At 38.6% G+C, this 20,824-nt stretch carries 12 protein-coding genes, 1 pseudogene and 1 riboswitch; of the genes and pseudogenes, 10 read left to right on the forward strand and 3 right to left on the reverse strand.

Features of this window, described 5'->3' with window-relative positions; all coding sequences use genetic code 11:
• Positions 1 to 130 precede the first annotated feature (130 nt).
• Complete coding sequence (locus tag AC3WTL_RS14035; protein WP_222498802.1) at positions 131 to 346, forward strand: hypothetical protein; 216 nt, start codon at positions 131 to 133, stop codon at positions 344 to 346.
• 85 nt (positions 347 to 431) lie between these two features.
• Here the strand turns inward: AC3WTL_RS14035 and AC3WTL_RS14040 are convergent, their stop codons facing one another.
• Both AC3WTL_RS14040 and srtD read right to left on the reverse strand, forming a co-directional pair.
• A complete protein-coding gene (locus tag AC3WTL_RS14040; protein ID WP_197247849.1) occupies positions 432 to 902 on the reverse strand; it encodes a hypothetical protein in 471 nt (156 codons plus the stop codon).
• A 133-nt stretch (positions 903 to 1,035) separates the two neighbouring features.
• Positions 1,036 to 1,602, reverse strand: coding sequence for a class D sortase, LPxTATN-specific (gene srtD, locus AC3WTL_RS14045; RefSeq protein WP_492369599.1), 567 nt, complete (start codon positions 1,600 to 1,602; stop codon positions 1,036 to 1,038).
• Positions 1,603 to 1,717: 115 nt separating this feature from the next.
• On the opposite strand from srtD, the gene AC3WTL_RS14050 reads away from it, so the two are divergent.
• The 4 genes from AC3WTL_RS14050 to AC3WTL_RS14065 all read left to right on the forward strand — a co-directional run bounded on the left by AC3WTL_RS14050 (position 1,718) and on the right by AC3WTL_RS14065 (position 9,507).
• Positions 1,718 to 5,338 (forward strand): leucine-rich repeat domain-containing protein, encoded by a 3,621-nt coding sequence (locus tag AC3WTL_RS14050; RefSeq protein ID WP_492369600.1) that lies wholly within the window; start codon positions 1,718 to 1,720, stop codon positions 5,336 to 5,338.
• A gap of 187 nt (positions 5,339 to 5,525) precedes the next feature.
• Positions 5,526 to 5,960, forward strand: coding sequence for a VanZ family protein (locus AC3WTL_RS14055; protein ID WP_492369601.1), 435 nt, complete (start codon positions 5,526 to 5,528; stop codon positions 5,958 to 5,960).
• Positions 5,961 to 6,285: 325 nt separating this feature from the next.
• Positions 6,286 to 6,371, forward strand: a riboswitch (cyclic di-GMP riboswitch).
• 291 nt (positions 6,372 to 6,662) lie between these two features.
• On the forward strand, positions 6,663 to 7,334 hold the full coding sequence (locus AC3WTL_RS14060; RefSeq protein WP_492369602.1) for a hypothetical protein: 672 nt from the start codon (positions 6,663 to 6,665) through the stop codon (positions 7,332 to 7,334).
• Positions 7,335 to 7,494: 160 nt separating this feature from the next.
• On the forward strand, positions 7,495 to 9,507 hold the full coding sequence (locus tag AC3WTL_RS14065; protein ID WP_492369603.1) for a penicillin-binding transpeptidase domain-containing protein: 2,013 nt from the start codon (positions 7,495 to 7,497) through the stop codon (positions 9,505 to 9,507).
• Between the two features lie 209 nt (positions 9,508 to 9,716).
• Here the strand turns inward: AC3WTL_RS14065 and tagU are convergent, their stop codons facing one another.
• Positions 9,717 to 10,646, reverse strand: coding sequence for a polyisoprenyl-teichoic acid--peptidoglycan teichoic acid transferase TagU (tagU, locus tag AC3WTL_RS14070; protein WP_197247838.1), 930 nt, complete (start codon positions 10,644 to 10,646; stop codon positions 9,717 to 9,719).
• 263 nt (positions 10,647 to 10,909) lie between these two features.
• Here tagU and AC3WTL_RS14075 point away from each other — a divergent pair, with 263 nt between their 5' ends.
• The 5 genes and pseudogenes from AC3WTL_RS14075 to AC3WTL_RS14095 form a co-directional block, all read left to right on the forward strand.
• Positions 10,910 to 12,349: an N-acetylmuramoyl-L-alanine amidase family protein gene (locus AC3WTL_RS14075; RefSeq protein ID WP_492369604.1), complete on the forward strand. Its 1,440-nt coding sequence runs from the start codon at positions 10,910 to 10,912 to the stop codon at positions 12,347 to 12,349.
• Positions 12,350 to 12,554: 205 nt separating this feature from the next.
• Positions 12,555 to 14,954, forward strand: a complete 2,400-nt coding sequence (locus AC3WTL_RS14080) for an N-acetylmuramoyl-L-alanine amidase (RefSeq protein WP_492369605.1) — start codon at positions 12,555 to 12,557, stop codon at positions 14,952 to 14,954.
• A gap of 191 nt (positions 14,955 to 15,145) precedes the next feature.
• Positions 15,146 to 16,186, forward strand: a complete 1,041-nt coding sequence (locus tag AC3WTL_RS14085) for an acyltransferase family protein (protein ID WP_248349698.1) — start codon at positions 15,146 to 15,148, stop codon at positions 16,184 to 16,186.
• A gap of 293 nt (positions 16,187 to 16,479) precedes the next feature.
• Positions 16,480 to 19,314, forward strand: coding sequence for a CDP-glycerol glycerophosphotransferase family protein (locus AC3WTL_RS14090; protein ID WP_492369606.1), 2,835 nt, complete (start codon positions 16,480 to 16,482; stop codon positions 19,312 to 19,314).
• A 196-nt stretch (positions 19,315 to 19,510) separates the two neighbouring features.
• Positions 19,511 to 20,707: pseudogene (locus tag AC3WTL_RS14095) on the forward strand (CDP-glycerol glycerophosphotransferase family protein); the annotation flags it as partial.
• Between the last annotated feature and the right edge of the window lie 117 nt (positions 20,708 to 20,824).

Raw genomic sequence — 20,824 nt, forward strand, 5'->3', positions numbered from 1 at the left:
TGTTCATATCTGGGAACTTTGCTTTTAAAAACTAAGTGTTTGGATGGTAAAAATTCTGAATATTTCCAGTTTGGCTGTCGTTTATTAGGGAAATGATTTAATAAGCTTATAAAGAAAGAGGTGAGCATCTATGAGACCCTTATTTGGAACAGTAGAATATTTTGAACAAAAAATTGATACGTATCTTACGAATAAAAAATTAAAAAATAAAGAAAAACATATTAAAGAAATCGTATCAAAGCTGGAAAAAGAAATCCGCCATGACTTCATCTGCCACGAAAGAATCAAGAAAGAATGCCTCAACAATCTATTTAAAGTGTCCAAAAGAACAGCTGCCATGCAGTAAAAAAGAGCACAATCGAGACCGATTAGTTTTGTAGAAGTAATTGAGTTTAGGGGTTAGATCTTAGCTTAATGCCTCGTTGTTATTGTCACTTATTATAATCCCACAGAATCGCCCATTCATCTTTTTCTTTCCCCACAAAGATGTCCTGTTCGATATCAAAATTACCATATTTCCCTTTGAATGTTTGGATGACAGTAAGCTTATAAACTTCCTTGATGGCAGTGTCCTCCTTGGACATTCTCCAGGATTTAAGCTTTTCGGGTTTGCCTAGAGTATATGTAAAAGTATCTACACCAAAATGATTCATAAAAACGTGGGCGCGGTCCTGGATATAGTGTCCTTTTGTGAATTTCTGTTTCATACTGGGGTGAAAGAGTTCCCATGATGAGGAGAATTCTCCATCCTGTTCGTAGGAGTAAAATTTTTCCGCAATCTCTGTGGCTTGCTTTTCGGATGATGAGAAAAGTAATTTGGAAGCAAACAGAATTATAGCCGCCACAATCAATCCGATGATGATCTTAAGGATTGTATTCTGCTGGTGTCTTTTGAATCCCATGAATAACGCTCCTTTTCCACATAGAGGTTGTATACTTATTATCCTATTCACATGCGTGGCGATAAATGAGAAAAGGTGCAGAGAATACAAAAAGAACACCCATTTTATCAGGTGTTATCCTTGTGATTGCTTATTAATCTATCGGTTTCGCATAAAAAATAAATCTTTCTGGAGCGTCACCAAGGTAGCTGAAGGGATAGCAGGTTGTTACAGTCAGGATCTCATCGGGAGCTGTGCTTCTTATAATTGTGCGGTCATCTGCATCGACTATTTTCGTATCATAAATTTCATAGGAAAACTCTCCATAAGGGAGTTTTACAGTGAAGATATCTCCTAACTCCAATTGATCAAATTGCCGGAAGACTGTATCACGATGTCCGGACAGCACAATCTGATCCTTTTGGGTGGGAAATGCCGTTCCGGGGTAATGCCCCACACCGGCTGCAAGCTGCTCCTCATCCGTTCCTTCGATAATGGGGATTTCCTTTTGCAGCTTTGGAACGGTGAGCAGGCCAATTGTCTCGTTCGGCTGAAAATCCAAACTGATCGGTTCTGCCTTTGAAGCTTCTAAAATCTCCATTGCTTCTTCTTTTTTTTCCTCTGTCTGAACATGTGAATCACGTATCTGCCATAATGAATAGCCTGTTAGAACAGATCCTGCGAGCAGTAAAAATAGGACCGCATATTTCAACTCTATCACCCTTAAAAAATATATTTTTTACGACAATTATCGCGATATACAACTGCCTATATATAGTATATATTTCATATATAAATAGAGATAGTAAAATTTTACAATAAAGGGAGCAGTGAGAATGCCTAAAAGAAAGTGGTTACATTTAGCAGTTGTCTTAACCATGATTTTCTCCTTTTTCAGTCCGGCTGCCAACGCAGAAGAAAGCAAGAATCCTTCGACTGCCATTGACCTGATGGATCCAATCTATCAAGAAGGGCAGGTCATTCTAAAGTGGAAAACCCTGTCTGAGACAGATGCCGAGGAAACATTCTTTATCATCAAAAACTCCCAGGAAACATCCATTAGTGCAAAATTACAATCAACTTCAAACCTGGATGGAAAGGTAATAAAAGAATATGAGTATATAGATGCTGATATTCAATCAGATCAGACATATACATATGCAGTAAAAAAGGCAGAAGATCAGGATGTGAGTGACTCGAAGGAGGTCAAAGTCACTGAGGTGAAGAAAAGTGATGAAGACCTGACTGAAAAGGATGCCGATGATTCTCAGCCAGCTTCTGAGCAGCCTTCCAATACTGGCGCAAGTGAAGAAAAAACAGGAAATTCAGATGAAGCTAACGGTGAGCAGGAAAAAGCTGAAGTGCCAGCTGAAGAGGAAGAGGTTTCTTTTGAAGATGCTAATTTAGAGAAACTGATTCGATTTGCAATTGGGAAAGCAGAGGGTGCTATCTTAAAGGATGATCTTACTGGCGTTGCCTCCCTTGAGATTAATAATAGCTTTGGTGATATTACCAGCCTGAAAGGGCTCGAACATGCAGTGAATTTAAAGACGCTAAAAATTGAAAACGTTTCTGTTTCAGACATTTCTGTTCTGGAGGAACTAAGCAAACTGACTTCCGTGAAATTAATGTCTTTGCCTGTTTCCAATATTGATGTACTTTTATTATTGCCGCAATTGGAAAAGGTGGAAGCGGGTTATCTGGACCTGGATTTAGGAACTTCATCCGTTCTTGAGTCACTGGTTTCGAAGGGAGTCACAGTTGAAACTCTTGAGGAAGCCTCCTCGTTTTTACTGACAGCTTACCGGATCACTGAATCATCCGCGCAAATTTCATGGGGTATGTATAATCTCGATACGGTTGAAGAGTACAAATTATATGTGAATGGAAAACTGGAAAAAACGTTAGACGGCGGGGTATATGAATATCATTTATCAGGACTTAATGCCTCAGCTTCTTATGAAATTAAAGTCGAAGCCCTAAAAGGCGGCAAGGTGCTTGCTAGTCAGGTGCATTCTTTTACAACACTCTCTGCCCCCCAGGGTGAAAAGACAGCCATCGCTGATGAGAACCTGCTTCTTGCCATTCAGGAGGAGTTAGGGCTGAAACGCGAACTATATAAAAGTGACCTTGAACGTTTAACATCTCTTGCTGCACCCAATATGAACATTGAGTCACTAGAGGGACTTGAAGATGCCGTTAACCTGGATCACTTGGTGATTTACGGCAACCAGATTCAGGACTTAACTCCACTATCCGGCTTGAAAAAACTGATTATCCTGGATATTGGAGACAATCCGATTACGGAAGCAAGCGCTTTATCCAACTTGTTAAATGTAGCCAATCTTGATTTATCCTACACCGATATTAATGACTTTACTTTCTTAAAAGATCTGGCAAAATTGCAGGTTGTTTATCTATATGGAAATCTGCAAATAGAAGAACATGCTCCATCCCTTGCGGTAATAGAGGCTTTAGAAGCCAAAGGTGTTGAAGTCTATCATGATTTGCAGGAAAATGTGAATCTCGAAATTTACCCAACGTTTGTGAACGAGTCAAGAATTGGACTTGAATGGGGATATTGGACAGAGGACGAGGAGGACTATTCTTATCCGGATCAATATGTGTTCATATTTGATGGGAAAGAAGAAGAGCTATCAGGGGATACCACTTCAAAAATCATTGAAAATCTTAAACCTGATACCACATACACTTTTAAGGTTAAAGCTTATGAAAATGGAAAGCTGATTGGAAGAGCAGCATTGGATGTAACGAGCAAGAAGCCGCCTTCGGGCAAAGTCATTACATTCAAAGATAAGAACTTGGAAAAGGCCATTAAGGAAACGCTTGGAATAGTCAGGGATGTACAAGAGAGTGATATGCTTGATCTTACCCATCTCTATATTGGAGCAGCTTCTATAAAAGATTTGTCAGGTATTGAAAAGGCTGTGAATCTTGAATCTCTCTCTTTATGGGGGAACGAGATCAGCGATCTTACTCCGATTAGCAGTCTCGTTAAGCTGAGCGATCTTGATTTGGCTGATAATCCAATTTCAAGCTTGAAGCCGCTGACTTCTTTGAAAAACTTGACCACTCTTTTTTTATCAAACACGAATATGAAGGATTATTCACCATTGAATCAGCTTGTAAATTTAAATTACCTTTTCTTGTCTTCAAATGGAATAACAGCAATACCTGACTTTTCAAATCTGACTAAACTGGAATTTCTGATTTTGGATAATAATCAACTGACGGATTTAAAGGGAATCGAAAGTCTCCGTAATCTTCAAATTCTAGAAGTCAGCTATAATCCGTTATCAGATCTGTCTGCTCTCGGCAGCCTCAATCTTATGGCTCTAAATGTCGCTTATACGGACATCACGGACCTTAAGTGGGCTAATTCATTAGGCGCACTGCAGTTCTTGAGTATCGATGGCAACAATATTGAAGACTTAAGCCCTCTGTCTCATTTGAAGGATTTGGTTATGCTTAGTGCGAATGAGCTTCCAATTACGGATATTACGGTCCTGCTGGAGCTGCCGCATCTGGAATATGTAAGTCTCTATAACAATGACCTGCTCGACCTATCTGAAGGATCACAAGCCATGCGTGTGATTGAAGAGCTTGAAGCAAAAGGTGTGTATGTTGAATACGGAAATTACAGTGAAGAAGGACATTTATATTTCGATTGGATAGATACAACCAGCACTTCGATTGAAACATCTTGGGTATATGAAGGGGAAGAAGACATCAGTAGCTACCGTATCTATTTAAACGGAGAGTTGGCTGATGAAGTGGATTCCTCTAAAACAAGCTATACCTTTGAAGGACTGGAGCCAGGAACACCATATGAGATTACCTTGGAAGCCTATGCTGGAGAGGAACCCGTTGATTATGCCTGGGAATATGTATGGACAGCAAGTGATGACTTCTACTTTACCGATATGAAAACAGATAAAGACTCGATTGAAGCTTTCTGGACATACGAAGGAGACGAAGAGATTTCCGGCTATGATGTCTACTTAGATGGTGAGTATATGGATTCCCTGGATTCTGAAAGCAGCAGCTATCTTTTTGAAGAATTATTACCCGATACGAGCTATCGCATCATGGTTGAAGCTCTGAATGATGAAGGAATGGTTATTGCTCAGGCATCCGAAAATGTAGTTACAGATCGTGAAGAACAGCCTGGAGAAGACCCTGGAGAAGACCCTGAAGAGGATGGAGATTCTGATAATACCCCTGTTCCAGGAAAAACGCCAGCTTCAGGCGGCAAGTCAGATCCAAACCTAGCTGATAAAGTGAAAACTGCTGCAGGTAAAGAAAAGAAAGCAGCAAGTGGAAGTAAGCTGCCTAATACTGCAACGAACCATTATAATTTATTAGCCATGGGTCTACTGACATTGCTGGCAGCTTCAATATTATTTATTTACACTCAGAGAAGAATAAAAGTATAAGAATTTACCGCAAAGCCCTGTGAAGAGGATCGTCTTCGCAGGGCTTTTGTTATTCAAACATGGCAGCTGAAAAATAGCAAAAGACGGGCTTTGCCCGTCTTTTGTACTTACCTATACTATTAAAGTTCCAATTCTGTATACAACCCCTCGCGAAGGCAAGAATGTATGGAAGGAGGAGGTGGGGAGATTGATCAGATATGTTTTTTTATTATTTTGGTGTACGGTTATTTTCATAAGTACTTGCTCAGCGAGTTTAGAGAACTTTTTAGAGCATGGGATTCTTCATTTTAACTGGAACGGTAATCCATCTTTTGCCGATCTGTTCCATGCGATGCCTGAAAGCCCATCTTTGGCATTCCTGCTTCGAAAGCTGGGGCATGCTTTTGTCTTCTTTATTCTAACGGTTGTGCTATTTTCGCTGAAGGGAAATTTGCTTTATTCTGGCGTATCAGCTTTTTCTTTTGCAGTCACAACTGAAATTCTTCAGCTTTTTTTTGCAAGAGATGGAAGAGTATTTGATGTGGCTTTTGATTCTTTCGGGATTGTTCTTGCCCTGATTCTAGCGGCAGTTATCCACTTGTCTATGAAAAGGGCAGAGACGCTTCATTACTTAGATGAATAGCTTTTTGCGCCGGTAATTTAAAACTTTTATATAAGTGCTGCCTTCCTTGCTTTTAAAAAACTTTATTCCCACCAGCTTTAAAGGGGTATAAATTTCTTTCATATGTACTAATGGCATGTTAATCAGCTCCCGTAATTTTTGATATTAACCCTATTATACCTTAATAACGAACGAAATTGTTCATTATGTTATCGGGAAAAACCGACAAAATTTTTGATTTAAGGTTTAAAGTTCTTTGAGGTGGGTATTAGAGTTTTGTTGCCTAAATTTTCGAACTTTTTGCGAGTGACAAATAATGTCTAAAACAAACAAAAAGGCAGCCGATAATACTAAAGGGCAAAATTACTGAAAGGTAATGACGCAAAGCTAAAGGGGCCTCTATCTCGATGGTAAGGCCAGCCAGCTGCCATCAAATGTAAAGGAGCTAATTTTTTGATGTCAAAGTCTATGTGGATTACACCCGAGGAAATTAAAAGAAAAAAAAGGATAAAGAAAAAGGTGCTTTATGTGTCCTTACTGTTCTTTACCGTTCTTCTTAGTGCAATGGTCACCATCTTAGCCAGCAAAGTATAATACATAGCAAACAGCCATCCTTTTTGGGGCGGCTGTTTTTCATTGTTTTCAAATGATCTCTCTCATTAATGGAATTGGCCCTTCATATATTTTATATAGCGCCATGAACTGATGAATGGGGGAGAAGTTTTGGAGAATGATAGCAGCAGAAAGATTTTGGGAAGTATTTGGTTTTGGATTGCTGTGGCAGGTGTTGTTATGCTTTGTGGAGTATTCTACTTTATTGGCTCTTATACAGCGAAAGTTGATTTACATGGCAAAAAGGCTAGTCTTGATGAATTGGTGAAAGAGATTGAAGAGCGGGAAGTCTTATTAGGAGAGTTAAAAAACAAGTCGGAAAGCCATACAAAAGAAGTGGCAGATATTCAAGAAGAGCTTCAGGAGATGGAGAAGGAAAAGAATGACGCCCTTCAAATTATAGAAAATAAAAGCCGCGCAGAAGAAGAAATGAAAGAGCTGCAAAAGCAAGTGGAAAAGAGCAGTAAAGAGTTGAGGGACTTAACTGAAGAAATCAAAACGAAAAAAGCAGAGCTGGCTGCTGCTGAAGGTAAAATCGTTGAAAAGAAACAAGAGCCCAAAGTTCTGTCTGCCGGTTTCTTCACTGTTGGCAAGGATTTGCCAGTGGGACGTTATAAAGTGGTTGCTCAAAGCGGCTTCGGGAATTTTTTCGTTAATAGCGGTTCTAAAGTTAATATCATTCTTGGTGATTCCGAGATTGGGGTAATCGAATACGTATTTTACGCTGATGAAGGTGATGAAATCGAACTTACGTTAGCTGCCAAATTTATACCAGTGGAATGATAGATAGGAGAGGGTGTGCCCAGATTTGTTATCTGGGTTTTTTTATTGCTTCATTTTCATTGTAATTAAAAATCAATCAAACGTTTGATTGAAAAACTGGTACCATTTCAGTGGTAACAAAAGCGGAGAAAATGGTAATATGTTGGAAGGAGGGATTTGCATGAAAAGGGTGTTTTTTCTATTTATTTCTTTATTCATTTTGGCCTTCTTGGGTGGATGCAATAAGGAAATTAAGCCGCAGGACCGCTTTAAACAGTATGTGGAGCATTGGAACAAACAGGAGTTTGAGAAGATGTATGAGTTCCTGTCTGTTGACGCCAAAAAATCCATCAGTAAAAAAGAGTATGTTAATCGTTACGAAAAAGTGTACAAGGATTTGGAAATCAGCAATTTAAAGGTTACATATAAACCAGATATGGAGAAGGAGTATAAGAAAGAAGAAAAGGCAGCTCTTCCATTCTCGGCAAGCATGGATAGTGCTGCTGGAAAGATTGAATTCACTCATGATGCCAATCTAGTGAAAGAGGAGAAAGAGGATGAGGAAAATTGGTTTGTAGCCTGGGATACGACATATATTTTCCCGGAGCTGGGACCAGAAGATAAAATTACTTACTCTGCTGTGCCTTCGCAAAGAGGCGATATTGTGGACCGGACGGGAGATCCGCTTGCCCTAAATGGAACTCTTTACGAGATCGGGGTCGTTCCTGAGCAGATGGAAGGCCAAAAGGAGCAAACCATTAAAGGGCTATCAGAGGCACTGGATATTTCAGAGGAGCAGATTAATAAAACTCTAAATGCCAGCTGGGTGCAGCCAGGTTACTTTGTGCCTTTAAAGAAGGTATCTCCTGATGATAAAGATACGCTTGATAAGGTATTTGCCCTGAAAGGTGTATTGAAGCAGGATGTAAAAGGCAGAATTTATCCATTTGGAGAGGCATCCGCCCATTTGATCGGCTATGTAGGGCCAATCAGCGCTGATGAACTGAAAAAGCAGGAGGGAAAAGGCTATTCCAGCACTGACCTTATCGGTAAGAGAGGGCTCGAACAGGTTCTTGAAGAACGTTTGAAAGGTACGAACGGAGTAAAAATCGGCATCAAGAAAAAGGACGGCTCAGAAGTTGTGCTGGCTGAAAAGCCTGTAAAAAACGGGGAAAATATCCAGCTGACTATCGATATTACGCTTCAAAGGGATTTATACAACGAAATGGAAGGAAGTCCTGGGACAGCAGCCGCTATTGACCCTGTCACAGGTGAAACCCTTGCATTAGTCAGCAGCCCAAGCTTTGACCCAAACCAGGCATCGCTCGGATTCTCGGGGGAGGAATGGAAGGCGCTTGAGGAAAATAAGGATATGCCTCTTATGAATCGTTTCAAACAAACATACGCACCAGGTTCTGTCATGAAGCCAATCACTGGAGCAGTTGGATTGTCTGAAGGAACGCTGACACTTGACGAAACCATTAATGTAAAAGGTTTGAAGTGGCAAAAAAGCAAATCATGGGGCAGTTATCAAGTCACCAGGGTAAAGGATCCAAATGCTCCAGTCAATTTTGAAAAAGCGATGATGTACTCCGACAATATATATTTTGCGAAGGAAGCATTGGACTTAGGGAAAGATAAGTTTTCAGCCGGCCTAAAGAAATTTGGATTTGAAGAAGAAATGCCGTACGAATTCCCTATGGAGCCATCCCAAATCGGAAGTCTGGACAGTGAAATTAAACTCGCCGATTCAGGTTATGGCCAGGCTGAGGTAGAAATGAATATCCTCCACCTCGCCGCATCGTATACACCATTCATTAACAAAGGTTCACTAATTAAACCTGTGTTGATGGAGGAGGAAGAAAAGAACCAGGTGTGGAAGGAAAACATCATAAGTGAAGAAAACGCCAAAACGGTTGAATCTGCCATGATCAAAGTGGTACAGGATCCATCCGGAACTGCACGTTCTGCAAACATGAAAGACTATCCGCTTGCAGGGAAAACGGGAACAGCCGAATTAAAACGCAGTGCGGAAGAAAAAGGGCAGGAAAATGGCCTCTTTGTTGCATACAACCCTGAATCTCCAAAACTCCTAATGGCTATGATGATTGAAGGAGTGGAAGATAAGGGCGGTTCTAAAGTGGTTGTGGAGAAAGTGAAGAAAGTGTTTGAGAAGCATAAAGATCGGTTTTAATCACAGAAGGTGAAGCATAGGCCGCTTCGCCTTTTTCTATTTTTAGGTGTGTGAATATTAATAAGAAAATCCCCTTCCAAAATGGAAGGGGATATGTCCATGCAATCTCCAAATGTGCATATGGCAATACGATGATCATTATAGATATTGCTGAATTTGGTGTCAAAGAATAAGCTTTGTCCCTGTTTCTATCGTAATAAAGAATTGATTTATTTCAATTCAAGATGTGCCTTTAATTCATTTTGTACTCTTTGCTGCTCATCGCTTGAAACAATCAGGTACCAGATATTACTTATTGTCTGCCCATTGCCGGATATGGTCATCTGTTCAATATTTCCCGCAGCATCCCGATAGTTCTTTTGAATATCCTTCATTTCGGCAAATGTCATATTGGTGCGCACGTTCTTGCCAAGTGCTCCAAAAATATCATCAAAGTTTGTCAGGGAGTTCACGCTTATTCCCTTTTTAATAACACCTTGGATAATTTGGCGCTGGCGATCCTGGCGCCCAAAGTCTCCATTGGGGTCTTGCTTTCTCATTTGGACATATGCCAGAGCAGCGTCACCATTGAGATTGTTGGCTCCTTCAGCAAACTTATGGCCGCCTTGATTAAATGCTAGTGAGCTATTAACTGTAATGCCGCCTACAGCATCCACTATATCCTTAAACCCTTCCATATTCACTTTAATATAGTAATCCAGCGGAATATCCAGGAAGTTTTCAACAGTGGCCATGGACATCTCTTCATTACCAAATGCATAAGCATGGTTAATCTTATCCTCAAATCCTTTACCTACAATCTCTGTTCGGGTATCACGAGGAATGCTCAGCATCTTAATGGATTTATTATTTGGATTAACGGTAAGCACAATCATTGTATCCGAGCGGCCTTTATCGCCTGAGCGCTCATCCACACCGAGCATCAATACAGAGAACGGCTCTCTTTTATCCAGTGTAATTTTTTCAGGACGTTTATCTGATTTTTCCCGGTCAATTGGCTGGTGCATTGTTTCCACAGCATCTGTAAGAGATTTATATACCATAAAAGCATAACTGCCGCCGGCAATTAATAAAACCAAAAATAGTATTCCGATCACCTTCAGCCATTTCGGCTTTTTCTTTCTTTTTTCTGCTCTCATCTATTAAATCCTCCACGTTTTTACAAGTTTTGTAATCCTATCTTTATAGAATATCAAAATTCATCTGAAATGGATATAAAAATCTTAGAATCATTGCCCTATTATTTGGCAGAAAAGGAATGGATGATGTAGGCCCAATGTAATAAAAAAATGATTAAATCACCGAATTTTAGTAAAAAAGACCCTGAATTTTTCCTTTTTCATGTATTATAGTTTAATAGATGGGTTTTTGGAAAATATTCGACAAAAAAGGTGGGTAATGAGTGAAGTCATCATTGGTAAAAGTCTTCTTTGTTTTGGTCTTGTTGTTTCATTTTGTTCCTCAGTATAATCAGTCAGTGAAAGCAGCATATTCATTTGAGGGAAAGGTAACGGCCACCATTCTGAATGTCCGTGCTAAGGCCACAGTTTCTTCCTCTGTTATAGGAAAGCTGAAAAAAGGCCAGGTCGTTACGGTAAGTGCACAGCAAAAAGGATGGTCCAAAATTACAACTGGCAAAACAACAGGGTGGGTTTCTTCAACTTATCTAACGCCTGTTACTTGGACAGGTTATGTAACAGCCACTAGCTTAAATGTCAGAAAGGTCCCTAATGGTTCCATCATAACAAAAGTACCTGTAAATACAGCAATAACGGTAGAGGGGAAGGATGGAAGCTGGCTTAAAGTGTATATCCCAAGCAAAAAGAGCAGGGGATGGGTCTCAGCTTCCTATGTATCAAAGAAGAAGCAAGCTGCTCCTCCTAAAAGCTTAGGTACCTTCTATGTTACTGCTGATATATTAAATGTGCGTGCCAGCGCAGCCACATCTTCTAAAGTTGTGGGTAAGGTCTTAAAAGGAGAGGCAGTTGAAGTACATAGCCAGAAAGGTAATTGGTCTTCTATAACTGCGGCTAAAGGATTGAAGGGATGGGTTTCCTCTTCTTATATTGATAAAAAAAAGCCGGCAGATGATAAGGAAGCCGTCACGGTGAAAGAAACAAGAATTACCTTAAAGGAGAACAGCAATATCCGGAAAGGTCCGGGCACTAACTTTGGGATTATCGCTTTGGAAAAGGCTGGCACTTCTCTTGTCAAAACAGGTGAGAGCAAGGGCTGGATCAAAGTAAAAACAAGTAAAGGCAAAGAAGGCTGGGTTGCAGGCTGGCTGGTGGCATCTCCTAATTCAGGTCTGAAAGGAAAGGTTATCGTCATTGATGCGGGACATGGTGGTTATGATAATGGTACGAGCGGAAAAATCCACAAAGAAAAAACGCTCAACTTAAAGACAGCCCAGGAGTTAAAAACCCTGCTCCAAAAGTCAGGGGCAAAAGTGGTTATGACTCGTTCCAATGATCAATATTTGAGTCTCAATCAGCGGGTAAATATTAGCCATGCACAGAAAGCAGATGCTTTTATCAGCATCCATTACAATGCCTATTCAAGCACCAGTTCCGGAATAATCACCTTTTACTATAATAACTCCAAAGATGGACGCCTTGCTCAATCCATTCATAATGGCTTACTGATTCAGACAGGCATGAGAAATCTTGGGGCGAAATATGGAAATTACCATGTGTTAAGGACAAACAGGCAGCCTTCTGTATTGCTTGAATTAGGATTTCTTTCTAATCCCAATGAAGAGAGACATGTGGGAACAGCTGATTATCAGCGAAAAGCTGCAAGGGGAATTTATGAAGGACTTAATCAGTATTTTCTGAAGTAATAGCAGTTATTAAGATACAGGTGTTTCCTTTTCCTGGGATGCCTGTATTTTTTTTTATTTTGTCTCCTAAAAGGTTGTAACAATAAAAGGAAAAAATTTCTGAGAATTTTATTCTGTATAATATGTTAATATATTCCTAGGTTAATTTAGGGTATTTTGTTGAAATTTGAGGAAAATGTAATTTTATTTTGTTTAGGAGGAAATTATGGCAGTACAGAAAAGGATTTTTTCGTTTATTGTTGCTCTTACTTTATTAACCTCTGTGATCCCTGGCTATGTAAATGCTGCGTTTGAACAGTCTGACGCAGGACATGCATTTGTAGTTTCGGAGAGTCAGGAAGAGATCACGATCTATAAAGAAGAAACGGAAGACAGTGAGATTCTCTTAACTATTCCAAATGGATCAGAAATAACGGTTTTGAGTGAAGGTCCTGATTACTCAAAAATCAGTTATTTAGAATCAGAGACCGGTGAGATTCTAACCGGGTATGTAAAGAATGAGTTTCTTCAAATGAAAGAGAGTCATACGAGTGATGACGAGAAAATGGCAGTTGAAGAAGATAGCTCAACATCTGAAAAAGACGGTGATCTTATCGAGCAAACAGAGAGTCCTGCTGAAGAAGATGGGGTTCATGCTGATCAAGAAACTGACGCCGTAAACAAAGCAACTCAAGAAGCAGAAGAATCAGGAGAACTGGAGGCATCCAGTGAGTCCAAAGAATCCGCTGATGATTCTGAACAGATTTCTTCATCTCAGGAAGTTTCAACCATGTCACTGGAAGCTGCATCTGTTGAAGAGTCTACTATTATTTCAGGGATTGCCCTAAAGGACCCTACCCATATTTACTCGGATGATAAAGATGGGGCATCTATCTTAAAAAGCTATGCACAAGGGTCTTTGCTAAAGTTTCGATCAACGGGTACTGATTGGTATGCCACAACTGTTTACATTAATGGTAAAGCTGTTTCTGGCTACATAAAAAAAAGCGATATCGAGGTGCCTGTTGATCCGCAGACAAATCTGAAGGGAGTTGTAAGGAACATAAGCCTTAATGTTTATTCAAAGGCTTCAACTTCCTCAAGTGTGCTTAAAAGTTATGCCGAAGGGGCAGTGCTGCGCTACAAGACCTTTACTTCCCAATGGTATGTAGCAACAGTCTATGTAAATGGGAAGGCTCGGACCGGATATATTTTTAAAAATGATGTCATTAACCTTGATTCATTGGATCCAACCGTTTTAACAGGAATTGCGGTACACAAAAAGCTTAGTGTCTATGCAAAGCCTTCAACTTCTTCAACAGCTTTGAAGAGTTATTCTGAAGGAACAACCGTAAAATATAAGGCCTATACGGCTAATTGGTATCAAACAACGGTCTATGTAAACGGCAAGTCTGTTTCCGGGTATATTCACAAGAACGATGTGATAGGCGCTGATGAACCACAGAAGCTGCTTGAAGGGATTGTAAAGCATAGCAGGCTGAATGTGTTTGGAAAAGTTTCAAATTCTTCCAGTGTACTAAAAAGTTATTCAGAAGGGTCAACCATTAAATATCGAACGTTCACTGATAATTGGTATCAGACGACCGTTTATGTAAATGGGGAACCTACGAAGGGGTATATTCAGAAAAGTGATGTTATTGACGCTGATGCTCCCCAGGAAGATTTGAAGGGGATTGTAAATGAAAGCAGACTTTATGTCTATTCCAGGGTCTCTAAGTCCTCTTCAGCCCTAAAAAGCTATCCAAGAGGCTCTATTTTACGCTTTAAAACATTTACAGATAACTGGTATATTAGCACTGTCTATGTCAATGGACAACGAAAGACAGGTTATATTTATAAAGGCGATGTGGAAACAGCTGCTTCCGAACAAACATTGATAACCCGCATTGCACAGGCACCTACAGGCGTAAATGTCTATTCAGAAGCTTCTACAGCCTCATCCATTTTAAAGTCATATTCAAAAGGTTCATCCTTAAGGGTTAAAACCTTTACGTCTAAATGGTATGAAGCAACTGTTTATGTAAATGGGAAGAGGCTGACTGGCTATATCAAAAAAACCGACATGCAAAGAGGTTTAAGGGGAAAGGTCATTGTTATTGATCCAGGCCATGGCGATTTTGATCCTGGAGCACTGCAGGTCGAAAAGACATTAAACCTTCAGACCGCCAAACAGCTTGAATCAATTTTAAAAGCAGCAGGTGCAAATGTGGTCATGACGCGTTCAAGTGATACTTTCCTGGCCCTTTCTGAGCGGGTAGATATCAGTCATTATTATAATGCAGATGCTTTTATTAGCATTCATTACAACTCCAACCCTAATCCAAGTGCACATGGCATCGATACCTATTACTGGGCTGCTAATGCTGATGAACAAGAGCTTGCAGCGTATATTCAAGAGGAAGTCATTGAGGAAACAGGTTTATATAATCGCGGTGTTCACACAGGGGACTTTCACGTGATACGTGAAAACCGTAACCCTGCGATTTTAGTTGAGTTAGGCTTTTTGTCTAATCCGACAGAACTAGCGATTGTTTCTTCGGAATCTTATCAGAAGAAAGCAGCCACAGGTATTTGGAAAGGGCTGGAAAGGTATTTCAATCAATAAAACATAATTCAAATAAAAATGCTCCTTTTTGCTAAAGGGGCATTTTTATTTGAACAAAAAACTAGTATACTAATAATGTCGGAAAATGAAGAAATATCCAGAAATGTGTTATATAAACTTTGACACAATTATACAAATAATTTATAGTTTTATAGGTTAATGGTCAAAAAATCTAATTAAGAGGGGTAACTATGATTAAAGAATGGAATTTACTAAGAGTTGTTGCTTGTCTAAGCATTGTTTTTTTGCATAGTACGACCCAGACTGCAAGAGTAGTTGGCTACCCGCAAATTGAACATTACCAATTATTTAGAGTATTTTTAACGTATGCAACTCCGACATTTATTGTCCTTTCGGTTATTATACTTGCTAATCGGTATCCTGATGGTTTGCCTAAAGGTTTCTGGAGCGGAAGGTTCAAATGGATTCTCGCCCCGTTTCTCTTCTTTGGTGTAATCGATGCATTAGTTGCAAAACATTTTAATCCAAATGTAATGTTAGACCTCAAAATTTTCGATAACATTGTTACCGGCAAATTTGTTGGCTGGTTCATCATCGTCATTTTTCAGTTCTATCTTCTTCATTATATTGTAACCAAGTTTAAGATCTCTTTGACCTGGCTTTTCCCTATAAGCATTGGAGTTATGATGTGGTATTCTACCGTAATAAACAATCCCCCAGCTTTTATGGAGGGATATAGCCATATGCTGAAGCTTCCGTTCCTTGCCTGGTTCGGCTATTTTACTGCAGCGTTTATTATTGGTAAACATTATAAGGTTATTGCAGAGAAGCTTTATAAGTTCCGCTGGTTAACACTCGTTTATCTGGCTGTTTCGCTTTTTATGGTTTATTTATCATATGAATCAGGCATTACGATTGTCAATTCAAGGAGACTCGACTTATTCCCGCTGGTACTGTCAGTATCTGCTGTTGTTCTGGCATGGGGTCAAGTTATTCCTAAATCTAAAATCATTAACTTGATAAGTAATTATTCGTTTGGAATCTACTTGCTTCATTGGCAGATCCTAAGGTTTACGGCACCATATGTTGCCAATTATTTTGAACATACAAGTACAAGGGTATTCGCATTATTCTTCGTTACATTGCTATTATCTTTAGCAATCATTAAATTAATATCCCTGGTTCCAATGGGCGAGTTTATTATTGGGAAAGTAAAAAAGAAAAAAGCACCAAAAGTGGTGGAGGTTCGCTCATTAAGAACATCTGCATAAATATTTACAAGAAAAATACTTATCCTATATATTAGGATAAGTATTTTTTGTATACTAATTGAGGGTTGGTATTTGATGAAGGAAATGACAAAATGGCCGGAGAGTGTTAGACTAATTTGATTTGATTTGTAAATTATTTTACTATGATTTGTATATGAAGAGTCTGAATGTTTAAACGGGGTTTTTGCATGAAAAAAATGTATTTTTATAAATGAAGGATTTTACATCATAGGCAGAGAAAGAAGGTTTTTGAAATAGATATCGTAACATTTATAAAAAAAGCCAGACAGAAAATGATGAAAACAACAAAGGAATACATAATTAATAATCTCTTCTCTTATGGTGAATTAGTTCGGATTCATGAAAATGATGAGATGGTCTATTTTAGTATTAAAGTAAAAAAATCATTAGTGAAGAAAGATCAGGCTGTTTCAATTATATTTGCTAACAGTAAAAATGAAGCTGTGTTTTCCCAGGAAGGGAAATTGGCAGATACGCTTGATAAGACATATGTGTATCATTTTGAATTGCAAAAGCAGAAGTTAACGCTGGCAGAATCAAAACGAAAGCTTTTTCTTTTTATTAAAACGGACAACAAGCAATATCATGTTCGTTTTATCAAGAATTATGATGAAAATAACTCCGTTTTCTTTTTTGAAAACACTAAAAACATGTTCTTTATTAGGAGAGATCGGCACGAACGCATCTTTTTCAGGGTGGGCAGCTATGAAGAGCTGACTACTGTTTTCGATATACCCAATTTTATTCATGATTTGTACTTTGAGAATGGAAAGTTAAAGGTTTCAGGTGAAATTTATCATGATTCATTTTCGGAACACTTTACGAACGGAAAGTATTTCTTCACGCTGAAAAATAAAAAGGGTGTAGTCGTTGAAGCTCCTCTAACAATTGAAGGAAATCACTTTACTGCCAGTATTCCTGTTGATAAAGATACCATGCTTCCTAAAGGCTATTGGAATTTGTATGTAAAATTTACACTGCAGGATTCAGTCAGGTATTTTCCTTGCTATGTGAAAAGGGATATGGAATCGCAATTTCAAAGACAAATTCATATACCTAGTTATAAAGAAGCTGTAAATATTTCTGTTTCGACATTTAATGGGAAAATTTATGCGAAAACTTCTTACGATACAGTTGAGCCTCAAAAACTAAACATAAAAGAAGTGGATGGTACATTTCATGTTTTGATGACATTCAACAAGTACCAGCTATTTGGGGATTACGATATTAAACAGAAAGAGCTATATATCCGGTTCAGGCAAAGGGATACCAATGAATATTTTAATTTCCCTGTTACCTTTATAAATGAAAATAACACTATACAGTTAGAGTGTACTATTAACCCTCAAGACCTTAACCTGGATCATATTGATCGTCCCAGAAGATGGGATACTTATTTTTCCATAAAAAAGCAAGAGGCTTATTATAATTTTAGAATTAGAGCAAACCGTCATGCGGTATCCGAGAACAACACAAAAGTGACTTCTTATGGAGAGCAGGATCGATATTATTGTGCCTTTTACCGAACAAAGTACAAAAGACTTTCATTTATTTATTCCCAGTCGAAGTTAACGAAATATGTCAATGAGTTTCATGTTTCAGAAGGACATTTTAATTTAAAAGGGATTGCGTACTTGGCGGAGGATGCAAATAAGAGGTTAAATGATTATACCGTCTCCTTGATGCTGATGAATCGAAGTACAGAAGACCATTTGAATTATCCTTTGTCAATCAGTGAGGATAAAAGGTTTAAGGTTGAAATACCTATTCATGAGCTGCAGGCATTGGTCAATAATTTTAAAGAGATTATAGATTTTTACCTTCTATTTGAAGGGGAACATTTAAACAGGAAAGTGAAAATCGGGTTAAAAAAGTTTGAGTATTATAAAGATGATGTACTGATTGGTTTTTCATCCACGCTCACAAGTGGCGATGTAATCGAGTATAATCTTACATTAACCCCAAAGGGAAACTTCAAATTTGAGAGCTTCAAATATGATGCACAGTCCTACGACCAAATTCAAAAAGCAGCCATAGAAAATACGCAAGAGGATATCTGGTTAATAGGGGAGCGTCCTGATACTGCTCAGGATAATGGACTGCGCTTTTTTGAGTACTGCAGAGAGAAGTTTCCTGAGCTGGAAATTTACTATGCCATTAACTCAGATTCACCTGATAGGGAAAAAGCAGAAAGATTAGGAAATACCTTATTGATCGGCAGTAAGGAGCATATTGAAAAAAGCATCAAAGCAACCAAGTTTATCGGAACACATGATTTAGACTATATTCTGCCATTTAAAGGGATAAAGCTGAAGAGCTACCGGGAAGCCCAAAAGATTTTTCTGCAGCATGGCGTCTTAGGGCGTAAAAATGTACCTTATAATAAAGGATACTATAAGTACCCTTTTGATTTATTTATTGTTTCATCCGAAGCTGAAAAATCATTAGTCGTAAAGAAGTTCGGGTATGATGAAGATGAGGTAGTGGTCACTGGGCTGGCTAGATTTGATAAATTGCAGCAAAACCACTTCCCGAAAAGGGAAATCCTCTTAATCCCAACATGGCGTGAATGGATTGTAAATGAAGAGAAGCTCATTCATTCCAGCTATTATAAGAAGTATATTAGTTTTATCCAATCAGATAGACTGAAATCAATACTTGAGGAATATGATCTGAAATTGAATTTCTATCCGCATTACCGCATGCAGGATTATATTATTCATAATGTAGACATTGATCATGAAAGAATTCGTCTCGTAAAGCTTGGAGAGAAAAACGTCCAGGATCTTATTAAAGAGAATAGCTTAATGATTACGGACTTTTCTTCCGTGTCTTTTGATTTTACCTATTTAGCCAAACCCGTTATCTATTACCACTTTGATCAAGATCAATTTTTCGCTACTGGCATATTAAGGCCTATTGAAGAAACCTTCCTGGGGGATATCGTATCTACAACGGAAGATCTTATTGATAAGGTAGAGGAAGTCGTTCTTAGGGACTTTAAAGAGCGAGAGGATATTGCAGATCGAAGAGACCTGATCTTTTCAGTAGTGGATGGCCATAATAATGACCGGATTATGGAGGAGATCTTAAAACGCCAACGGTAATCGTCTGAACGGCTGGGTGCAGAGTTTTGTCTGTGCCTGGCTTTTTTTGATTTCAGTTCGACTATTGAGGCGGATAAGATATCCCAATCGTTAAGTAGGGCTGAATTTTCTTACTCATTGAATTCCCAATGGTATATCTTTATAATAATGCGTAGACAACAAGTTTCGACAAAGTCTAAATGAGGGGGAAAACATGGGATTTCTGAAGAACAGTTTAGTAAGAATAAAAAGAAGCAATAAGGTAAAATCTTTATATAAAAAAATGTTTGAGCTCGTTGGCTTTCTGCCAGCAAAGAAAAATCTAATTATATTTGAGAGCTTTCTGGGTAAGCAATATAGCTGTAATCCCAGAGCTATTTATGAATATCTCGAACAAAATCATCCAGAATATGAAATGTATTGGAGTGTAGATCCTAAGTACATTTACAACTTTGAAGGAAAAGGGTTAAATTATGTAAAAAGGTTTTCAGTAAAGTGGCTTTTTGTCATGGCGAGGGCCAGATACTGGATAAGCAATAGCAGGCTTCCTCTTTGGATTCCTAAACCTAACCATACGGTTTATCTCCAGACCTGGCACGGAACACCTTTGAAAAAGCTTGCTGCCGATATCGAGGAAGTTTATATGCCAGGAACGGATACAGAAAAGTACAAAAAGAATTTCTATACGGAATCAAGGAACTGGGATTACCTGATTTCTCCTAATCGGTATTCGACAGAGATATTCAAAAGGGCCTTCCAATTCGATAAAGCCATGATTGAATCAGGCTATCCAAGAAATGATGCCCTTTATACTCATAATGATGAAGAAACAATCATTTCACTAAAGAAGAAATTTAACCTTCCAATGGATAAGAAGGTCATTTTATATGCCCCTACCTGGAGGGATGATCAGTTTTATGGAAAAGGCCAGTATAAATTTGATCTGACATTAGACCTTCATAAAATGAGGGAAGAGCTTGGTGAAGAATATATTATTTTATTAAGGATGCATTACCTCATTGCAGATAATCTGGATTTATCACCTTTTGAAGGATTTGCATTTGATTTTTCCAATTATGAGGATATAAGGGAGCTCTATTTAGTCGCTGATTTGTTAATTACTGACTATTCATCTGTATTTTTTGATTATGCCAATCTTAAAAGGCCCATTATCTTCTTTGTTTATGACATTGACAATTACCGTGATCACCTCCGTGGCTTCTATTTCGAGTTCGAAGAAAAAGCTCCAGGACCTTTTGCTGTAACAACAGAAGAGGTGATCGGTCATATTAAAGAATTGCCGGGCAGTGATTTGCCGGAAACATTTGAAAGCTTTTATCAGGAATTCTGTTATCTTGAAAACGGTGAAGCTGCAAAAAGAGTGATTCAAGAAGTTATTCTTAATGATAAATAAAGAGTGAAGTAGATTTAAGACCCTTATAAGGGGTCTTTTTGTTAAAAATGGGTTACATGGTAATGACAATTTCCGGCATTAGTTTGAAATAAAGCTCTGTGGGTTATATAATGTATT

It is taken from the genome of Cytobacillus sp. EB106-05-05-XG126 (assembly GCF_058791715.1).